Origin of the sequence: Myxococcus llanfairpwllgwyngyllgogerychwyrndrobwllllantysiliogogogochensis, from assembly GCF_006636215.1 — a bacterium.
Classification (GTDB): domain Bacteria; phylum Myxococcota; class Myxococcia; order Myxococcales; family Myxococcaceae; genus Myxococcus; species Myxococcus llanfairpwllgwyngyllgogerychwyrndrobwllllantysiliogogogochensis.
The window spans coordinates 1-16,162 of the sequence record NZ_VIFM01000246.1 but is presented as its reverse complement, the minus strand read 5'-3'; the positions used below and the strand labels follow the sequence as shown (position 1 = coordinate 16,162).

The window sequence follows — 16,162 nt, the reverse complement described above, 5'->3', positions numbered from 1 at the left end:
GGACGTGGGAGCGACCGGAGCCGGGGGGCTTCGAGTCGGGCAAGGGGCTCCCGTGAACCCACGATGATTTGAGCAACGCGGCTCTCGTGCGGCAACGGGAGTGGCTGTTCGGGCTCCCCGATTTGTTGGGGGATGAGTCGGGGGCCTTTTCTTGATGCGGAGCCTCTCTTTAAGAGGGGCATCGGGTGCTCGGGCTGTTGGGGGATGGCCCGAGTCCCTTTCTTTTGGAAGGACAGTGGCGAGGACTGAAGCAAGAAGGGCCCCGGACCGTTGGGGGATGGTCCGGGGCCCTCGTCTTTTTCAGCGTCGCGCGTCGGGCGCGCGGGTGACGGTGACTACGCCTTGGCCTTGGCCAGCGTGTCCTTGGCCACCTTCACCACGTTGTCGACGGTGAAGCCGAACTTCTGCTGGAGCGCCTTGATGGGGGCGGACGCGCCGAAGCTGCGCATGGCGACGATGCCGCCCTCGAAGCCGACCCAGCGCTCCCAGCCGAACGCCGCGCCCTTCTCCACCGCGACGCGCGCGCGCACGGTGGGAGGCAGCACGCTGTCGCGGTACTCCTGCGACTGGCTCTCGAACAGCTCCCACGAGGGCAGGCTGACGACGCGGGACTTGATGCCCTCGGCCGTGAGCTTGTCGTGGGCGTCCAGGCACAGGGACACCTCGCTGCCGGTGCCGATGAGCACCACCTCCGGCTTGCCGCCCTCCGCGTCCGCCAGCACGTAGCCGCCCTTGGCGACACCAGACGCCGCGCCGTACTTGGTGCGGTCCACGGTGGGCACGGCCTGGCGGGTGAGGACGAGGACGACGGGGTGGCTCTTCTGCTGGCCGATGACCCGCCACGCCTCGACGACTTCGTTGGCGTCGGCGGGACGCAGCACGATGAGGCCGGGGATGGCGCGCAGGCTGGCGAGCTGCTCCACGGGCTGGTGCGTGGGGCCGTCTTCGCCCAGGCCGATGGAGTCGTGGGTGAAGATGTGCAGCGCGGGCAGCTCCATCAGCGAGGACAGGCGGATGGCGGGGCGCTCGTACTCACTGAAGATGAGGAACGTGGCGCCGTAGCCGCGCACCTTGCTCAGGCACAGGCCGTTGACGATGGAGCCCATCGCGTGTTCGCGCACGCCGAAGTGGATGTTGCGGCCGGCGTGCTCGCCGGGCTTCATGGACTCGGAGCCGGTGATGTACGTCTTCGTGGACGGGTTGAGGTCGGCCGAGCCGCCCACCAGCCACGGGTAGTTCTTCGCGACGGCGTTGAGCACCTTGCCGCTGGACTCGCGGGTGGCCATGCCCTTGGCGTCGGTGGGGAACGTCGGCAGCTCGGAGTCCCAGCCCTTGGGCGCTTCACGGCGCTGCATGCGCGTCAGCTCGTCGGCCAGCTCGGGGAACTGCTTCTGGTACTCGACGAAGCGCGCATCCCACGCCTCGCGCAGCTTCTTGCCGCGGGCGCCCATGCGGTCCTGGAAGCGCTCGCGCACGCCCTCGGGGACCAGGAACTTCGCGTCCTCGGGCCAGCCGTAGTTGCGCTTGGTGCCCTTGATTTCCTCGTCGCCGAGCGGCTCGCCGTGAGCCTTGGACGACCCCTGGAGCTTGGGGGCGCCGTAGGCAATCTGGGTGGTGACGATGATGAGGGTGGGCTTGCCCCGCAGCGTCTTGAAGGTGTGGAGGGCCTCGCCCAGGACGGTCAAATCGTTGGCGTCCGGCACGCGCAGCACGCGCCAGCCGTAGCCCTCGAAGCGGCGGCCCACGTCCTCGGTGAAGGCCAGGTCGGTGCTGCCGTCGATGGAGATGTGGTTGGAGTCGTAGAGCCAGCAGAGGTTGGGCAGCTGGAGGTGGCCGGCGATGGACGCGGCCTCGGACGCGACGCCTTCCATGAGGTCGCCGTCGCCGCAGATGGCGTAGACGTCATGGGAGAACATCTCGAAGCCGGGCTTGTTGAAGTGGCCGGCGAGCCAGCGGCTGGCGATGGCCATGCCCACGCTGTTGGCCACGCCCTGGCCCAGGGGGCCCGTGGTGGTCTCCACGCCGCTGGTCCACCGGTACTCGGGGTGGCCGGGGGTGGCGGAGTCCAGCTGGCGGAACTTCTGGATGTCCTCGAGCGAGACGCTCAGGGCGTCCTCGACCTTGTAGTCGCGGGTGACGCGCTTGACGCCGGCCAGGTGGAGCAGCGCGTACAGCAGCATGGACGCGTGGCCGTTGGAGAGGATGAACCTGTCGCGGTCCGGCCAGATGGGGTGGGACGGGTCATACCGGAGCTCTTGCTGCCAGAGCTGGTAGGCGACGGGGGCCAGGGACATGGGAGCCCCCGGGTGGCCCGAGTGGGCTTGCTGTACCGCATCCATGGCCAGGGTGCGGATGGTGTTGATGCTCAGCACGTCCTGCTGATTGTCGGTCGTCATAAGGTCCTCGTGCTCCGGGCTCACGCGCGGCGCACCATGCCGTAACTGACGCCGGGGCGCCGCACGAAACGAGCGCCCCTGGCCGCCCGCAGTCCTTCAGTCCACGGGCCCCGGGAATTCCCCGCCCCGGAGGGGGGAGGCGAGCGACTTCAGCGCCGCGCCGCCGCGCCCTTCACGGTGCGTCCGCGAGTCAGGTGGGCCACCGCCTCACCCAGCCCCTCCACGGTGAGGGAGAACATGGGGAACACCTGGGCAATCATCGCGATGGAGCCCGAGCGCCACGAGCCCATCGGCTCCGGGTTGAGCCACACGTTGCGCTCGAAGTGCTGGGCCAGTTGCATCAGCCACGTCAGCCCTTCCTGTCCGTCCGCCTTGTAGCGCCCCTCGGCGTCCGTGCGGATGGCCAGCTCGTACGGCGCCATGGACGCATCGCCCACCAGGACGAGCTTGTGGTGCCGTCCCACCTGCGCCACCAGCTCCGGCACCGTCATGCCGCCGGTGAGCTGGGGCGTGGCGTAGAGCTTTCCGTAGACGCAGTTGTGAAAGTAATACGTTCGCAATTCCTTGAAGTGCGTGGCCTGGCTCGCGACGGAGAACAGCCGGCTCATCACCGCGGCGTAAGGGTCCATGGAGCCGCCCACGTCCATGGCCAGCACCACGCGGGTGTTGGGCCTGCGCGGAGGCCGCGTCACCACCTCCAGCTCGCCCGCGTTGCGAGCGGTGGCGGAGATGCTCTCGTCGATGTCCAGCTCGTCCGGCGCTCCGTCTCGAGCGAACGCGCGCAGCTTGCGCAGCGCCACGGCCATCTGCCGCGTGTCGAGCACCAGGTCGTCGCGATACCCCGCGTACTTGCGTGCTCCCGCCTGCATCATCGACATGCCCTGCTTGCCGCCGGCCTTGCCCCCCACGCGCATGCCGCCGCGCGAGAAGCCGTTGTTGCCGAACGGTGACGTGCCGCCGGTGCCAATCCACCGGTTGCCGCCGTCGTGGCGTTCTTTCTGTTCGCGAAGGCGCTCCTCGAACAGGCGACGAATCTCCTCGGGGTCCAGCGCCTCCAGGAGCGCCATCTCCTCGGGCGTCAGTTGGGGCCGCTCGCGCGCCTCCTCCAGCCAGGACATCAGCTCCTGCGTCAGCTCCAGGCCCGCGGTCTCCACGCCCTGGAAGTGGGAGAGGAACGCCTGGTCGAACGAGTCGAGCTGCGTCTCCGAGTGGACCAGGAGCGCGCGCGCCACGTGGTAGAAGCCGTCGAGGCTGCTGTCATGGAGGCCCGCCTTCAGGGCTCCCGCCAGGGCGAGCGCCTCCTGCGCGCCCACCTTCACGCCCCGTCGCCGCAGCTCGTAGAAGAATGGCAGGAACATGGCTTTCAGGCCCGCGAGCGCCGACCGCGTCCGAAGGCCTCGGCCACGGAGACCAGGTCCTGCTCCTTCTTCAGCAGGGCGCCGAGGAACGGCAGGTTCTCGTCCAGCTTCAAGTCGTTGATGCCCTGGGCCTTGAGCACGGCAATCCAGTCGATGAGCTCGCTGGTGGAGGGGCGCTTGCGCAGGCGGGTGAAGCCGCGCAGCTCGTAGAAGACCTTGAGGACCTGGTCGGTGAGCGCGGCGTCGAGCCCCGGGTGGTGCACGTCGACGATGCGGCGCATCAGCTCCGCGTCGGGGAAGTCGATGAAGTGGAACACGCAGCGGCGCAGGAACGCGTCCGGCAGCTCCTTCTCGTTGTTGGACGTAATGACGACGATGGGGCGGTGTTTCGCGGCCACCTCGTCGTTCGTCTCGGTGACGCGGAAGCGCATCCGGTCCAGCTCGTGGAGCAGGTCGTTGGGGAACTCGAGGTCAGCCTTGTCGACCTCGTCGATGAGCAACACGACGCGCTCGGGGGCGGAGAACGCCTCGCCCAGGGGGCCCATGCGGATGTATCGGCGGATGTCTCGCACGTCGCCGTCGCCGAAGCGCGAGTCATACAGGCGCTGCACGGTGTCGTAGACGTACAGGCCGTCCTGCGCGCGGGTGGTGCTCTTGACGTGCCAGGTGAGCAGCTTGTGGCCCAGGGCCTGGGCGATGGCCTCCGCCAGCAGCGTCTTGCCGGTGCCCGGCTCGCCTTTCACCAGCAGGGGGCGCTGGAGGGTGAGGGCACAGTTGACGGCGGCCTGGAGGCCCTCGTGGGTCAGGTAGGAATCGGTGCCTCGGAAGCGGACGGAAGGAGGGGCCGGAGTCATGTCCCGGCTCCTTTAACATCCACGACGTCGCCGCGGGGGCTCGGGTCCATCCCTGGGAGGGGGCTGCTCGGCGGGCCGCTGTCCCTCCCTCCGGGGCACGTCAGACCCTTTGCCTATTCTCGTTCGTATCCCAGCAAGGCCAAGGAATGCGGTGGGTCGCGTTCTTGGTGGGAATCCGAGTGCTTGGAGGCATCCGTCGTGGGTCACCCGTTCGTCGTCACGGTGTTGTTTGTGTGGGCGCTCTCCTCGATGGTGCGCTCGTGCCCGACGGCGACAGCCCTTCTGTCCGAGCGCCCCGCGACGGTGGAGACCCAGGCCTCGGTGATGCCCAAGCCGGTGGTGGAGACGGTGCCGTCGCCTCATGTTCCAGGCTGATACGTCTGTTTCAGGATGGCCCCCGGGTCTGAGACTTCTGCTCGGAGCAGGACCCTGGGGAGGGGGTTGGGGATGAAAATCGCTCGGGGGATGACCGTTGGCGCGCGTCGTGCAGCGGATTTCCCGCCGATAACCCAGGACGGCGTATATCCTCCCGTCACATGTCCATTGCGAACGAGCTTGGAGAGATGTTCCGGCGCGAGCTGCAGTCCCAGCTAGTGCCCTTGCAGCAGGCGGTGAATCGGTTGGAGGAGGGCCTTGAGGCCCTGGACATGCTGCGTTCAGTGACGTTCCGTCTGGCGCCGCTGACCAGCCGGTTGGGAGCGCTGGCGGGAGTGCGTCCCGCGGCGACGACGCGGCAGGCGGCGGTGTTGCCGGCGCCGGCGGTGAAGCGTGGCAAGCCGGGACGTCGTCCCACGGCGCAGGTGGAGTTGCCGTTGGTGGCGACGCGTGGCGCGGCGGCGAAGGCGCCGGTTGCGGTGGCGCGTGGAGCGAAGACGGCGGATGGCTCGCGTTCGTGCGCCATCATCGGGTGCAAGCGCCCCAGCCGTTCGAAGGGGTATTGCTCGGCGCACTACCAGAAGCTGCGGTTGCTGATGCGCACGGACCGTCGTCCGACGGCGTGGGTGGATGACGCCCGGCCGCAGTCGGTGCAGGACGTGAAGCTGCCGCGCGGTCGTGCGGCGAGCAAGGCGCTGCAGGAGGCCCAGCCGGTGGCCGCGAAGCGTGGCGCGTCGCGGTCCAAGACGGCGGCGCGTGGCAAGAAGGGCAGGATGGCGTAGCTGAGGGGAGTCGCGGAAGGCTCGCGCTCCACTCGCTGTCCATTCGAGGTGGGCTCCTGAAGTGAGGGAGCCCGCCGCCCCGTTCGAGTGTCCCTGAGGAGGGCCGCTGCGCGAGGCGTGTATCCAGGCCGTGAGTTTTTCCGGTCCGTGGGGCCTGTTCCACAATGACGGAGCCGAGGCCGCGTGGGTCGCGCCCGTCCATGCGATGCGGCTGTGTCCTGAGTCAGTCCACTCCCGCCCCGAATGGAGGCGAGGCCGCGCGGGTCGCGCCCGTCCAGACGACGCGGTTGTGTCCTGATGCGTCCACCCCAGGCTCAAGCGGAGGCGAGGCCGCATGGCTCGCGTCCGTCCATGTGACGCGGCCGTGCCCTGAGGCGTCCACCCAGGCTCAAGCGGAGCCGAGGCCGCGCGGGTCGCGCCCGTCCAGACGACGCGGTTGTGTCCTGAGGCGGTCCACCCCCAGCCTGAGCGGAGGCGTGCTCGCAAGCACGACGCCCGACAGGCCCACCGACGTCCTGAGCCGCGAGCCGCCCTGTGAGGCGATGTGCTCGGGTGCAAGGGAGAGGACGCGAATGGGTGTGTCGCGCTCCTGCCCTGCGAGCCGGCGTGTGCCGAACACCCCGGGAAGCCCCTGTTTCTTCAGGGCGGGAGAGCGTCGTCCAGGCGGGCGTGTGGATGGCGGACAGCGGGGCGCGCGCTCCCGTTGACAGTAAGGGTCCCGTGATGGGATTCGGGCGCCATGAGTGAGCAAGGCTATCCAGTCACCGTGGCGGTGCGGCGCCCTGATGGGCGAGTGGAACAGGTGCGAGTCGGCACGGCGTTCAAGAATGAAGAAGGCTTCACGCTGAGGATGGGCGAGCTGTCCATCGGCGGAACGCCGGATGCGGCGTCGGCGGCGCCTCGTCGCGCGGCGGCGCCCAGTGGTGGCGGCGGTGGTGGTGGCGGCGGGGACGGAATGGTCTTCCCGAACTACGGCCGCAGCAAGGGCGCGCCGGTCGCGGGCGCGAGCATGCAGGACCTCGAGTTCTATGCGAACGGCGCGCGCCGCTCGCTGAACGACCCGAGCAAGTCGCGCTGGCACGACAAGGAGCGCCAGTTGCTGAGCGCCATCGAGGCGGAGATGGCCCGGCAGCAGGGTGGTGGCGGTGGTGGTGGCAACGAGGGCTACGGCAATCGTGGGGGCGGGGACGGCTACGGCAGCCGTGGAGGTGGCGGCTACCAGGATGACGTTCCGCCGCCGAGCGATGACGACAACATCCCGTTCTGAAGTGAAGTGACGGGCGCCCTGTCACGGGGCGCTCGTGAGTCGGGACACGGACACCGTGCGAAACACGGTGTCCGGACCGGCTCGCAAGCAGGAGTACGGAGGCGTGAGGACGTCCGCGCCGTGCGCAGGGCCGTCGAGCAGGAGCGCGGTGCGCCCCGGTGGCCTGGTCTCACGACGACAACGTGGACCGCCACTCACTCAGGCCGCGGCCTGGGGTGCACTGGCGCACGGGAGCCACACGGTGAAGGTGGTGCCCTGGCCGACGGCGCTGTCGACGGTGACCTCTCCGTGGTGTCCATCGACGATGCGGCGGACGATGGCGAGTCCCAGTCCGGTGCCACTGGCGCGAGTGGTGAAGAAGGGCTCGAAGATGCGCTGTTGGACCTCGGGAGCAATCCCGTGCCCGGTGTCGGAGATGGTGAGCCGGGCGTGAAGAGTCCCGGAGCGCGTCTCCGGCTCGATGCGAGTGACGAGGCTGCCGCCCGAGGGCATGGCCTGCACGGCATTGGTGAACAGGTTGGTGAGGGCGACGTGGAGCAGGTGGGCATCCAGGTCGATGGGAGGCAGCGGCTCGTCCAGGGTCCGCGAGACGTTGATGCCCGAGGGCCCCGAGCGCAGTGAGGCGCTCAAGGCGCCCTCCACCACGGGGCCGAGCGCCTGGGTCCGCAGTCGTGGCTCCATGGGGCGGGTGAAGTCGAGCAGGTCATTGACGATGAGGTCCAGGCGCTGGACTTCCTCATCCATGATGACCAGCAAGGTGCCCGCGGGCCCATGGGCCGTCTGGGGCGCGAGTCGGCGGATGGCGGCGAGCGCGTTGGAGATGGCGCCCAGGGGATTGCGGACCTCGTGGGCCACGGTGGCGCTCAGCTCTCCGAGGGCGGCCATGCGCTCGCGTCGCACGAGGGTGGCCTGGGTGGCGGCGAGCGTCTGCAGGGACTGGCGCAGCTCCTGGTTGAGGTGGCTCACTTCTTCCTGGGCGCGACGGCGCTCGCTGAGGGCGCTGGCGAGGAGCAGTCCGGACACGCTGGCCACGGCGAGGAAGGACTGGAGGAAGGTGAGGCTGTCGTTGTGCCAGGCGAACTGGGCGAAGGGGCCGTTGCCGTGGGCGGTGTGCCAGAGGGCGAGCGAGGACATCACCGCGGTGGCCATGGTGGTGCCCCGGGCCTCGAAGCGCAGGGCGGCCCAGAGCAGGAAGGGGAAGGACAGGTAGGTGACGGGGTGGAAGGTGGCGGGAGGCGCGGCGGTGGGCGGCATGCTGAACACCCACTGGGTGGTCACGCCGAGCAGCAGCAGCAGGGCCGCCAGTTCCAGCCGTCGTTGCCGGTTCCACCCGTCGAGTCCCCGTGAGAGCCAGGTGAGCAGCAGGGGCGCCACCAGCAGCACGCCCATGGCGTTGCCCACCCAGAACACCCGCCACGAGGGCCAGAAGTCACTGGGGGCCAGGCGCAGGGCCGACAGCATCATCCCCATGCCCAGGGTCGCGCTGATGAGCGTGCTGCCGAGGGCGGCCAGCCCCACCAGTCCCAGCACGTCCCGCACGCGGTCCATCGCCGGGTGGAGTCGCACCAGTCGCCGCAGGAGCACGGCGCCCACCATGGCCTCGAGCAGGTTGCCGGCGGCGATGACGAAGCTGGTGGAGGTGATGGGTCCGTGGGAGTCGCCGACGACGAGCGGCTCCACGAGGATGGCGGCGAGGGCGAGCAGCGGCCACTCCCGGTGTCGCGTGAGCAGGAGCCCCACGAGCGCCACGCCGCTGGGGGGCCACATGGCGGAGACCAACTCGGGAGGGAAGGCCAGCACCGCGCCCAGCCGCACGCCGAGCGCATAGGTCGCGGTGAAGAGCACGAGCCGGAGGAGGGGCTGCCAGCGACGGGGATAGGACTTGAACGAGGGCACGTCCCATTCGTCGGGCCTCGCTCGGGACATGCGTCGCGACGAGGCGGTGGGTTCCGACGCCTTTCGGTCGACGGAGACTGGCATGGGCCTGCCTGCGCCGGGAAGCACCCGACCTCCTGGATGCGGACGGCTTCCGGCTCGGTCTGGAAATCAGGAGACCTCCACGCGCGTAGCAGTGGGGTGGGTCCAGGATGTCTCGGCACTCAGAGTACGCAATCACTTGCAATACAGGGGTTTCCCTGAGGTCACCGCTCGCTTTGAGTGGAGCATCCGCGCACGGAAAGTAAATGTATCGCCGGGCTTGCTTCGGATTTGGTGCGAAACGCTTCATTTTTGAAGCACGGGCCTCCTCTCAGTAAATCCGTGGGATTGCTGAGTCGGATGTGCGCAAGAAGCTTCAAGACTGAAGCTGCTTCCGACGCGGTGCACCGTCATTTCAAGGGCTTCGTTTCTGGCGTGAATCCTGCTCGACAGAACAGGCCAGGGAATCCCTCCCATCCGGCGTGGCGGTGAAAAGACGAGGCCATGAAATGACACCCAATGTCTGTGTCGTCGGAGCCGGGGCTTTCGTTCCATCGCGTCGGGTGAGCAATGCGCGCATCGCCCGGGCCATTCCTGGGTGGCCCGCGGAGCGCATCGAGGAGAAGCTGGGCATCCGTGAGCGGCGCTTCCTCTGGGACATCGACGAGGCGACGGGACGCGCGGTGCCTCCGCCGGAGGATGATGGCCACATCTACCCCGCGACGAACACGGACATGTGCGAGGTGGCGCTGCGCAAGGCGCTGACGGGCGCGGGCGTGGAGGCGGGGGAGCTGGACGCACTCTTCGTCGTCACGTGTACGCCGGACGCGCCGCACTTCAACCATGACGCCATGCAGCTGCACCACCGGCTGGGGCTGCGGGAGGACGCCTTCGCGTTGGTGGTGGATGACGGGTGTGGTGGCACGACGTACGTGTTGGACCTGGTGAAGAAGATGATGGACGGGGGCCGCTTCCGCACGGTGGCGGTGGTGGCCTCGGCCTTCACGTCGCCGCTGGTGAACCGGGAGGTGTACCTGGACGAGCTGCCTCCGGGGCCGGGTCGGGCCAAGACGCTCCAGGGCTACCTCTCCATGTACGTGTTCGGGGACGGGGCGGGCGCGGTGGTGCTCCAGACGAAGCAGGACGCGCCGGCGGGGGCGGGCATCCTCGCCTCCTTCTCGGGCAACGCGCATGGGGACCTGGTCATCCGCAAGGGGGGCGGGGTGTTGAAGCTTCCCTACCAGCCAGGGCGGTCGCGTCCGGCGGACATGGCCTTCGTGGTGGATGGGTTTCGCGTGGCGCGCAGCTATCCGGAGTACATGCAGAAGTGCCTGGACACGGTGTTGAATCCCAGACCCGAGCTGAAGGGTGAGGTGAAGCGGTACTACTTTCACCAACCCAACAAGCGGGTGATGGATGCCTTCGTGTCGCGCGCGGGGCTTTCGCCCGAGACTGTCGCTTGCAATGTTGACTTGTATGGAAATACGTCGGCGGCGGGGATGCTCATCCTGCTGGCGGAGGACCTGGAGGCGGGTCGCGTTCGACTGGGTGCGGGGGACATTGTGTTGGTGGCGGCCGTTGGAGCGAATATCCACTACGGCGCGCAGTTGATTCGGCTGTAAACTTCGAGTGCCTCCTTCCCCCCGTGGAGACACCGTTTGATGACAGACATGAAGCAGAAGTCGGACGTGCTCGAGCCCCACCTCGCGCGCGAGTTGGAGGAGCGAGTCTCGTTGGCGACGCGCGAAGACACCGCGCGCGGATTGTTTTTCAATGGCGTGCTTGGCGCGGTGAAGGTGCTTGGTGGCGAAAGCGCGGTACAGCAGTGCCTCGCCGTCGCGGGAGAAAAGAAGTACGTCGATTTCTTCAACTACCCGGTGGCGGCGTTCCTGCGGCTGTCTTTCACGGCGGCGCAGGTGATGGGGCCGCAGCTCGGTGGGTTCGACCCGGCGTTGCGGAGGATGGGCGTACAGGCGACGTCGGACTTCCTGTCCTCGGCGGCGGGCAAGACGCTGCTGTTGTTGGCCGGGAACAGCCCGAAGCGGATGCTGGGCAACCTGCACTCGGGCTATCGGGCGGCGGTGAGCTACGGTGAGCGCGGCGTGACGTGGACGAGCGATACGAGTGGCGTCTTCACGATGAAGCGCGACTTCATGACGCCGGCCTATCACGAGGGTGTGCTCCAGGCGGTCATCGAGGCGATGGGCGGAACGCAGGTGCACGTGAGCGGCAAGAAGACGGGGCCGCTCGACGCCGAGTACACGCTGTCCTGGCAGTAGCAGCGGCCTCCAGGCGCGCGCGGTACGGAGGGGCCGTGCGCGCCAGGGGCTCATGGGCCAACGGGTAGAGGCTGTCGGCGGGCAGGGCCCCGGATGCGTGCGGGCTCCAGGACTCTCAAGAGGAGGAACCTATGTCGCGGTGGCACGGTGGTGCGGTGGTGCTGGGTGCGTGGGTGATGCTGGCGGGAGTCCCCGAGGCGCGAGCGGCGGAGGAGGTCTACCAGTTCCGCACGCAGGAGGACCCGACGAAGCCCCCGGACGCGGCGGTGTGCGCGGCGGCGCCGTTCGAGACGACGGTGAAGCTGGGCGCGAGCATCTACGTGCCGAAGAGCCGCGAGCGCGACGGCAAGTGGGTGAGCCGGGGAGAGAAGAGCGTGGGGTCGGCGACGGCGTGCCTGCGAATCACCGACACGCGCTTTCCGGCGGGGCAGCAGATACCGGCGCACATGCGTTTCAATCTGCCGGAAGGGAGCTTCACGGCCTCTGGGACGTGCACGCTCGTGAGCAACGACGTGCCGGTGGCGGGGCTCGTGCTGGCGGGGTGTGCGCTGAAGCTGGTGGAGGCGCCGAGCGGCTACGCGGGCGGCACGGTGTCGAGCACCAGTGTGTTCAACCCTGGGAAGCTGCCTGGCTATGCGACGGGCTCGAACTACACGCTCTACGTGTACCGGGCCGAGGCCCCGAAGGCCGCCGGAGCCAAGGCCCCCGCGCCCTGAGCCGTCCGCGCCCCCGCGTGCGTCGAGAGTGCCGGGTTGAGCCCCTTGAGAGGCAAGGGTCCACCCTTCGTCACAGTCGGACGGGGGTGTACCAGGGCTCTCGGCGGTGCGAGGCGGCGGTGCGGACCGGGTCGGGTGGCTGGGGGACGCTGGTGTAGTGGAGGCGATAGCCGCGCGGCAGCGTCTTCCAGTACGTCACATTCCAGGGAGTGAGCGCCTCGCCGCGCTTCGACTCGGGAACGGGGCGGTTTCCATCGCCGAGCTCCTCGTGGAAGCGAAACTCCGCCTCGGCGATGTCGAGACTCAGGGCTTCGATGACCCAGGACTCCGGGGCGTCGTTGACGCTGGGCTCCTCGCCGGCGTTGACGTAGCGGCTCCAGTCGGGCCGGGCCTGGGTCTCCCAGAGCGCACCTCCCGAGGGCGTGAGTTCATAGACCTGGATGGAGCGCGGACGGGGCCGGAGGATGGCCTGGGAAATCGCCTCGGGGGTGAAGAGCTCCTCCATGCCGTCCGGGTGTTCGTGGATGCGGATGAGGTCCCGCTCGGCGAGTCCGGCCAGGCGCTCGCACAGCTCCTCGTGGGAGAAGCGAGGGTCATCGCGCATGTTGAGTGAGCCCGCGGGGTCCGGCGACACGAGCAGCTGAAGGGGCGTCGGCAGCTCCAGGGCTGCCTCCAGGAGCCAGAGGTCCAGGAGGTCCACGGGCGCGTTCTCGGGGAGCATTCCTGGAGGATAGAGCATCGGGTGGGGGGCTGGGCACGGGTTGGCTGGTGGACGATTCATTTCGTTTTCGGAAATTCCGAAAACGGAGCGGTTGTTAGAGAAGCGCCATGAAGAGGCTCCGATTCGTCCTGGAAGTACACCGGGCCACCCACCGCATCGGCCTGTTCCTGGAGGCGGTCGAGCCTCCCTTGGGGCTCTCGCAGGGGGAGGCCCACCTCTTGGCGTACTTGTTGGAAGCGGGGGACACCTCGCTGAGCGAGCTGCACGCGGCCTTCGCGCACAAGCGCTCCACACTGACCAGCTACATGGACCGGTTGGAAGCGAAGCGTCTGGTGAAGCGGGAGGCGAGGCCCGAGGACCGTCGCTCGTTCCAGGTATTGCTGACGGGAGCGGGCCGGGCGTTGGCCACGCGGGTCCACCGCCGGCTGGAAGTCCTGGAGGCCGCGGTGCTGGAGCGGCTGGGCGACGAGGATGTGGAGGGCCTGACGACGGGGCTCGAGGCGCTCGCCGAGGTGGACCATGTGGCCCGCCCGGAGCGCAAGTCGAAGCCGAAGGTGAAACCGTGAGCGTGGAAGGGGGCGACCTGGGGGACGCGGACTTTCTCGCGGCGGTGGAGGCGGCCACCTATCCGGGAGAGCGGTTCCGTCACCGGGAGCACCTGCGGCTGGCCTGGCTGTGCCTGCGCGCGGAAGGCTTCGAGGCGGGGCTGGCGCGGCTGCGCGACCTCATCCGGCGCTACGCCACGACGCTCGGGGCGGCGGGCAAGTATCACGAGACGCTGACCCGGGGCTGGGCGGAGCTCGTCCAGGGGGCGATGGACGAGTCACCGGGGAGCGCGTCCCTGGAGGCCTTGTTGGAGACGACCCCGGAGCTGGCCGACGCGAAGCTGTTGGCGAGGCACTACCAGAAGGAGACGCTGGACTCGGCCGAGGCACGAGCTTCCTGGGTGGCACCGGACCTGAAGCCGCTGCGAGCAGGGGCCGCCCTTCGAGGAATCGGAGGGAGCGCGCTCCGGGAGAGGGTCAGGGGCCCGTGAGGTTGTGGTCGCGCATGTACTTGTCCAGGGTGCGTCGGGCCTGGGTGCGGACCTTGTTCCGGAGGAAGGGCGTCCATCCGAGGACGAGCCCCGTGGGCCCGAGTGCCTGACGAGACCAGGTCCAGAAGTCGAAGCGGTCTTGGTGGCGGACAATCTTCCCGTCGCGGAACTCGAACTCCGCGTCGATGCGGTTGAGGACTTTCCGGCCGGTGGTGGCGAAGGTGTAGAGGGCATCCCAGTGGGCGCGACCGGTGCGGTCATCGGCCTGGACGTCGCGGTAGGTGACCTGCAGGTCCTTGCCGCGCTCGCAGAGCATGGTCCACATGGCGGTGGTGCTCCCGTGGCGCAGGCCAATGAAGACGGAGTCGGAGAACTCCACGTCCGGGTGGTAGCAGGCGTTCATGGCCTTCGAGTCACGGCGCTGGAACGCCGAGTAGAAGTCGACGATGAGCTGGGAGTGCGGATTCATGCGGGGAGGTCTACCAGACCTGTGCTCGCCCATGCTGGGGCGTCCCGGGAGTTTTCGGGAGGGGACGGCCGAGGTGGCGAAGACCTCATCTGGAGCCTTCCGGCGTGGCACCGGGTGGGGGGCACATGGCAAATTGCGCCCCATGGCTCGCGACATCGTCATCTGGCCGCACAAGGTCCTCACCTCGCCCACGAAGCCCGTGACGGACTTCGGTCCCTCGCTCCAGACGCTCCTGGAGGAGATGGCCGAATCCATGAAGGAAGCCGAAGGCATCGGCATCGCCGCCAATCAGGTGGGCGTGTCGCTGCGCGTGGCCCTGGTGGGGCGTGAGGACGGGACGTCCTTCGAAATCGTCAACCCACAAATCCTGGAGCGGAAGGAGAACGTCACGTTGGAGGAGGGCTGCCTCTCCGTCCCGCGTGAGTGGGAGAAGTGCCCGCGGTTCCACCGGGTCAAGGTCCGCTACCAGGACAGGACAGGGGAGTGGCACGAGGTGGAGGCGGAAGGGCGCCTGGCGCACGTCCTCCAGCACGAAATCGACCACCTGGATGGCCACGTCTTCGTGGACCACCTTTCCGGGCTGAAGCGCACGCTCATCCTGGACAAGATGAAGAAGCTTCAGAAGACGAAGGCTCGGCAGAAGGACAGCTGAGCGGCTCGGGAGGGAACGTGGCGCCTGGCACCATTCCCGAGCGGGTGACGGCCTTCCGCGAGCAGTACCGCGGTGAGCATGTCGGTCCCCGCTACTCTGGCCGGGCGCACTTCGCCTTCACGAGTCTGGGCTCGCTGGGCGTCATCCTCCTGGCGCTCTCTCGAGTAGAGGCGGTGCGTCCCTGGGAGTGGCTGACGGTTCCCGGGGTCTTCTTGCTGGGGAACGTGGTGGAGTTCCTGGGGCACCGGGGGCCCATGCACCACAAGAGGCGGGGGCTGGGGCTGCTCTTCCAGCGGCACACCGAGCAACACCACCGCTTCTTCACCCACGACGCCCTGGCCTACGAGTCCTCCCGGGACGTGAAGATGGTGCTCTTCCCGCCGGTGTTGCTCCTCTTCTTCCTGGGAGCTGTCGCCGCGCCGCTGGGAGTGCTCACCTTCCTGGTGTCGACGCGGAACGTGGGCTGGCTCTTCGTGGCGTCGACGGTGGGCTACTACCTCTCTTACGAGTGTCTCCACTTCTGCCACCACCTGCCGCCCGAGCACCGACTGGCCCGACTCCGGCCGCTGGGCTGGCTTCGCAGGCACCACCAGGCGCACCACGACCCCTCGAAGATGGGGCGCTGGAACTTCAACATCACCGTTCCGCTCTCGGACTGGTTGTTCGGGACGCTGGCCTTGCCCCCAACGTCGGAGGGCGGGCGGAGGGCCGACCCCTGATGCCGAGGAAGCCTTCCTGGGGCGCCGGGGGTTCACGAAATGCGGTTCGGTGGATAAATCCTGCGGACCGATCATCCGGTATTTGACGGACGACAGGTGACGAGGTACTAACTGGACCCCTGCTCGACGCCTTGGTGCCCCGGCACCTGACGGCGAACGGACGGGGGAAGTAAACGGTCGACGAAGGTTGTTGACCTGGGACGCGGCGGTGATAGAAGCCGCGCCCCCTGGCCGAAACGGTGATCGCGGTAACCCACCGGGGCGGACGCAGGAAAAAAGACGGAGCCAACCAAATAGGTTGATCCGGGGCGCGGTGGTGATAGAAGCCGCCCTCCCGAAAGAAACAGCGGAAGCCACTGGGCGGCGCTGGAGACTTCGGGAAGCAGCAAAGAAGAAAAGCGAAACTGGGTGGTTGACAGGGAGCGCGAAGATGAAATAGAAGAGGCGCCCCGCTGACGCCGGAAAGAAGTAGAAGGCGGCAGCAAGGTAGCAGGAAGTCGCGGATGAAACAAGCGGCTCGGTCTTTGAAAACCAAATAGCAAGCCCAAGAAGAAGAGAAGGATTGCGGAAACCGCAGTCAATCTTTGAGAAGGCACCAGCAAGGGAGCGCTGAGAAGCGCA

Annotated in this window: 16 protein-coding genes; 10 read left to right on the top strand and 6 right to left on the bottom strand. The window is 68.1% G+C overall.

Annotation, left to right across the window (positions count from 1 at the left end; genetic code table 11):
• Nucleotides 1–335: 335 nt before the first annotated feature.
• From tkt to FJV41_RS38835, 3 genes are all read right to left on the bottom strand, one after another.
• Nucleotides 336–2,396 (bottom strand): transketolase, encoded by a 2,061-nt coding sequence (gene tkt / locus FJV41_RS38845; RefSeq protein ID WP_181791234.1) that lies wholly within the window; start codon nt 2,394–2,396, stop codon nt 336–338.
• Nucleotides 2,397–2,545: 149 nt separating this feature from the next.
• Entirely contained in the window at nt 2,546–3,754 is a 1,209-nt protein-coding gene (locus FJV41_RS38840) for a vWA domain-containing protein (protein WP_141647661.1), read from the bottom strand.
• A 5-nt stretch (nt 3,755–3,759) separates the two neighbouring features.
• Nucleotides 3,760–4,608 (bottom strand): AAA family ATPase, encoded by an 849-nt coding sequence (locus FJV41_RS38835; protein WP_141647660.1) that lies wholly within the window; start codon nt 4,606–4,608, stop codon nt 3,760–3,762.
• 198 nt (nt 4,609–4,806) lie between these two features.
• Here FJV41_RS38835 and FJV41_RS52665 point away from each other — a divergent pair, with 198 nt between their 5' ends.
• The 3 genes from FJV41_RS52665 to FJV41_RS38825 all read left to right on the top strand — a co-directional run bounded on the left by FJV41_RS52665 (nt 4,807) and on the right by FJV41_RS38825 (nt 7,032).
• Nucleotides 4,807–4,983 (top strand): hypothetical protein, encoded by a 177-nt coding sequence (locus tag FJV41_RS52665; protein ID WP_174464304.1) that lies wholly within the window; start codon nt 4,807–4,809, stop codon nt 4,981–4,983.
• Nucleotides 4,984–5,144: 161 nt separating this feature from the next.
• Entirely contained in the window at nt 5,145–5,765 is a 621-nt protein-coding gene (locus tag FJV41_RS38830; RefSeq protein ID WP_246137692.1) for a vegetative protein, read from the top strand.
• A gap of 739 nt (nt 5,766–6,504) precedes the next feature.
• Nucleotides 6,505–7,032: a hypothetical protein gene (locus FJV41_RS38825; protein WP_141647659.1), complete on the top strand. Its 528-nt coding sequence runs from the start codon at nt 6,505–6,507 to the stop codon at nt 7,030–7,032.
• A gap of 198 nt (nt 7,033–7,230) precedes the next feature.
• Here FJV41_RS38825 and FJV41_RS38820 read toward each other — a convergent pair whose 3' ends face one another.
• Nucleotides 7,231–8,928 carry a sensor histidine kinase gene (locus FJV41_RS38820; protein ID WP_174489959.1) on the bottom strand — a complete coding sequence of 566 codons (1,698 nt, stop codon included), beginning with the start codon at nt 8,926–8,928 and terminating at the stop codon, nt 7,231–7,233.
• A gap of 530 nt (nt 8,929–9,458) precedes the next feature.
• Here FJV41_RS38820 and FJV41_RS38815 point away from each other — a divergent pair.
• From FJV41_RS38815 to FJV41_RS38805, 3 genes are all read left to right on the top strand, one after another.
• Entirely contained in the window at nt 9,459–10,571 is a 1,113-nt protein-coding gene (locus FJV41_RS38815) for a 3-oxoacyl-ACP synthase III family protein (protein WP_141647657.1), read from the top strand.
• 39 nt (nt 10,572–10,610) lie between these two features.
• Complete coding sequence (locus FJV41_RS38810; protein WP_141647656.1) at nt 10,611–11,228, top strand: DUF2378 family protein; 618 nt, start codon at nt 10,611–10,613, stop codon at nt 11,226–11,228.
• Nucleotides 11,229–11,359: 131 nt separating this feature from the next.
• Complete coding sequence (locus FJV41_RS38805) at nt 11,360–11,944, top strand: hypothetical protein (RefSeq protein WP_246137691.1); 585 nt, start codon at nt 11,360–11,362, stop codon at nt 11,942–11,944.
• 70 nt (nt 11,945–12,014) lie between these two features.
• Here the strand turns inward: FJV41_RS38805 and FJV41_RS38800 are convergent, their stop codons facing one another.
• Nucleotides 12,015–12,665 (bottom strand): hypothetical protein, encoded by a 651-nt coding sequence (locus FJV41_RS38800; protein WP_246137690.1) that lies wholly within the window; start codon nt 12,663–12,665, stop codon nt 12,015–12,017.
• Between the two features lie 107 nt (nt 12,666–12,772).
• Between FJV41_RS38800 and FJV41_RS38795 the strand changes: the two genes are divergently transcribed.
• On the top strand, nt 12,773–13,231 hold the full coding sequence (locus tag FJV41_RS38795; protein WP_141647655.1) for a MarR family winged helix-turn-helix transcriptional regulator: 459 nt from the start codon (nt 12,773–12,775) through the stop codon (nt 13,229–13,231).
• Nucleotides 13,228–13,701, top strand: coding sequence for a hypothetical protein (locus FJV41_RS38790; protein WP_141647654.1), 474 nt, complete (start codon nt 13,228–13,230; stop codon nt 13,699–13,701). Before FJV41_RS38795 ends, FJV41_RS38790 begins: the two co-directional genes overlap by 4 nt.
• On the opposite strand, the gene FJV41_RS38785 is transcribed toward FJV41_RS38790, so the two are convergent.
• Complete coding sequence (locus FJV41_RS38785) at nt 13,688–14,170, bottom strand: nuclear transport factor 2 family protein (RefSeq protein ID WP_141647653.1); 483 nt, start codon at nt 14,168–14,170, stop codon at nt 13,688–13,690. The genes FJV41_RS38790 and FJV41_RS38785 overlap by 14 nt on opposite strands.
• Before the next feature lie 142 nt (nt 14,171–14,312).
• Here FJV41_RS38785 and def point away from each other — a divergent pair, with 142 nt between their 5' ends.
• Entirely contained in the window at nt 14,313–14,822 is a 510-nt protein-coding gene (gene def / locus FJV41_RS38780) for a peptide deformylase (protein ID WP_141647652.1), read from the top strand.
• A 17-nt stretch (nt 14,823–14,839) separates the two neighbouring features.
• On the top strand, nt 14,840–15,541 hold the full coding sequence (locus tag FJV41_RS38775) for a sterol desaturase family protein (RefSeq protein WP_141647651.1): 702 nt from the start codon (nt 14,840–14,842) through the stop codon (nt 15,539–15,541).
• Nucleotides 15,542–16,162 lie beyond the last annotated feature (621 nt).

Coding starts and splice junctions, on each gene's coding strand:
- FJV41_RS38810 (WP_141647656.1), top strand. CDS start 10,611: ATGACAGACATGAAGCAGAAGTCGGACGTGCTCGAGCCCCACCTCGCG.
- def (WP_141647652.1), top strand. CDS start 14,313: ATGGCTCGCGACATCGTCATCTGGCCGCACAAGGTCCTCACCTCGCCC.
- FJV41_RS38795 (WP_141647655.1), top strand. CDS start 12,773: ATGAAGAGGCTCCGATTCGTCCTGGAAGTACACCGGGCCACCCACCGC.
- FJV41_RS38815 (WP_141647657.1), top strand. CDS start 9,459: ATGACACCCAATGTCTGTGTCGTCGGAGCCGGGGCTTTCGTTCCATCG.
- FJV41_RS38825 (WP_141647659.1), top strand. CDS start 6,505: ATGAGTGAGCAAGGCTATCCAGTCACCGTGGCGGTGCGGCGCCCTGAT.
- FJV41_RS38840 (WP_141647661.1), bottom strand. CDS start 3,754: ATGTTCCTGCCATTCTTCTACGAGCTGCGGCGACGGGGCGTGAAGGTG.
- tkt (WP_181791234.1), bottom strand. CDS start 2,396: ATGACGACCGACAATCAGCAGGACGTGCTGAGCATCAACACCATCCGC.
- FJV41_RS38830 (WP_246137692.1), top strand. CDS start 5,145: ATGTCCATTGCGAACGAGCTTGGAGAGATGTTCCGGCGCGAGCTGCAG.
- FJV41_RS38800 (WP_246137690.1), bottom strand. CDS start 12,665: ATGCTCCCCGAGAACGCGCCCGTGGACCTCCTGGACCTCTGGCTCCTG.
- FJV41_RS38835 (WP_141647660.1), bottom strand. CDS start 4,608: ATGACTCCGGCCCCTCCTTCCGTCCGCTTCCGAGGCACCGATTCCTAC.
- FJV41_RS38805 (WP_246137691.1), top strand. CDS start 11,360: ATGTCGCGGTGGCACGGTGGTGCGGTGGTGCTGGGTGCGTGGGTGATG.
- FJV41_RS38785 (WP_141647653.1), bottom strand. CDS start 14,170: ATGAATCCGCACTCCCAGCTCATCGTCGACTTCTACTCGGCGTTCCAG.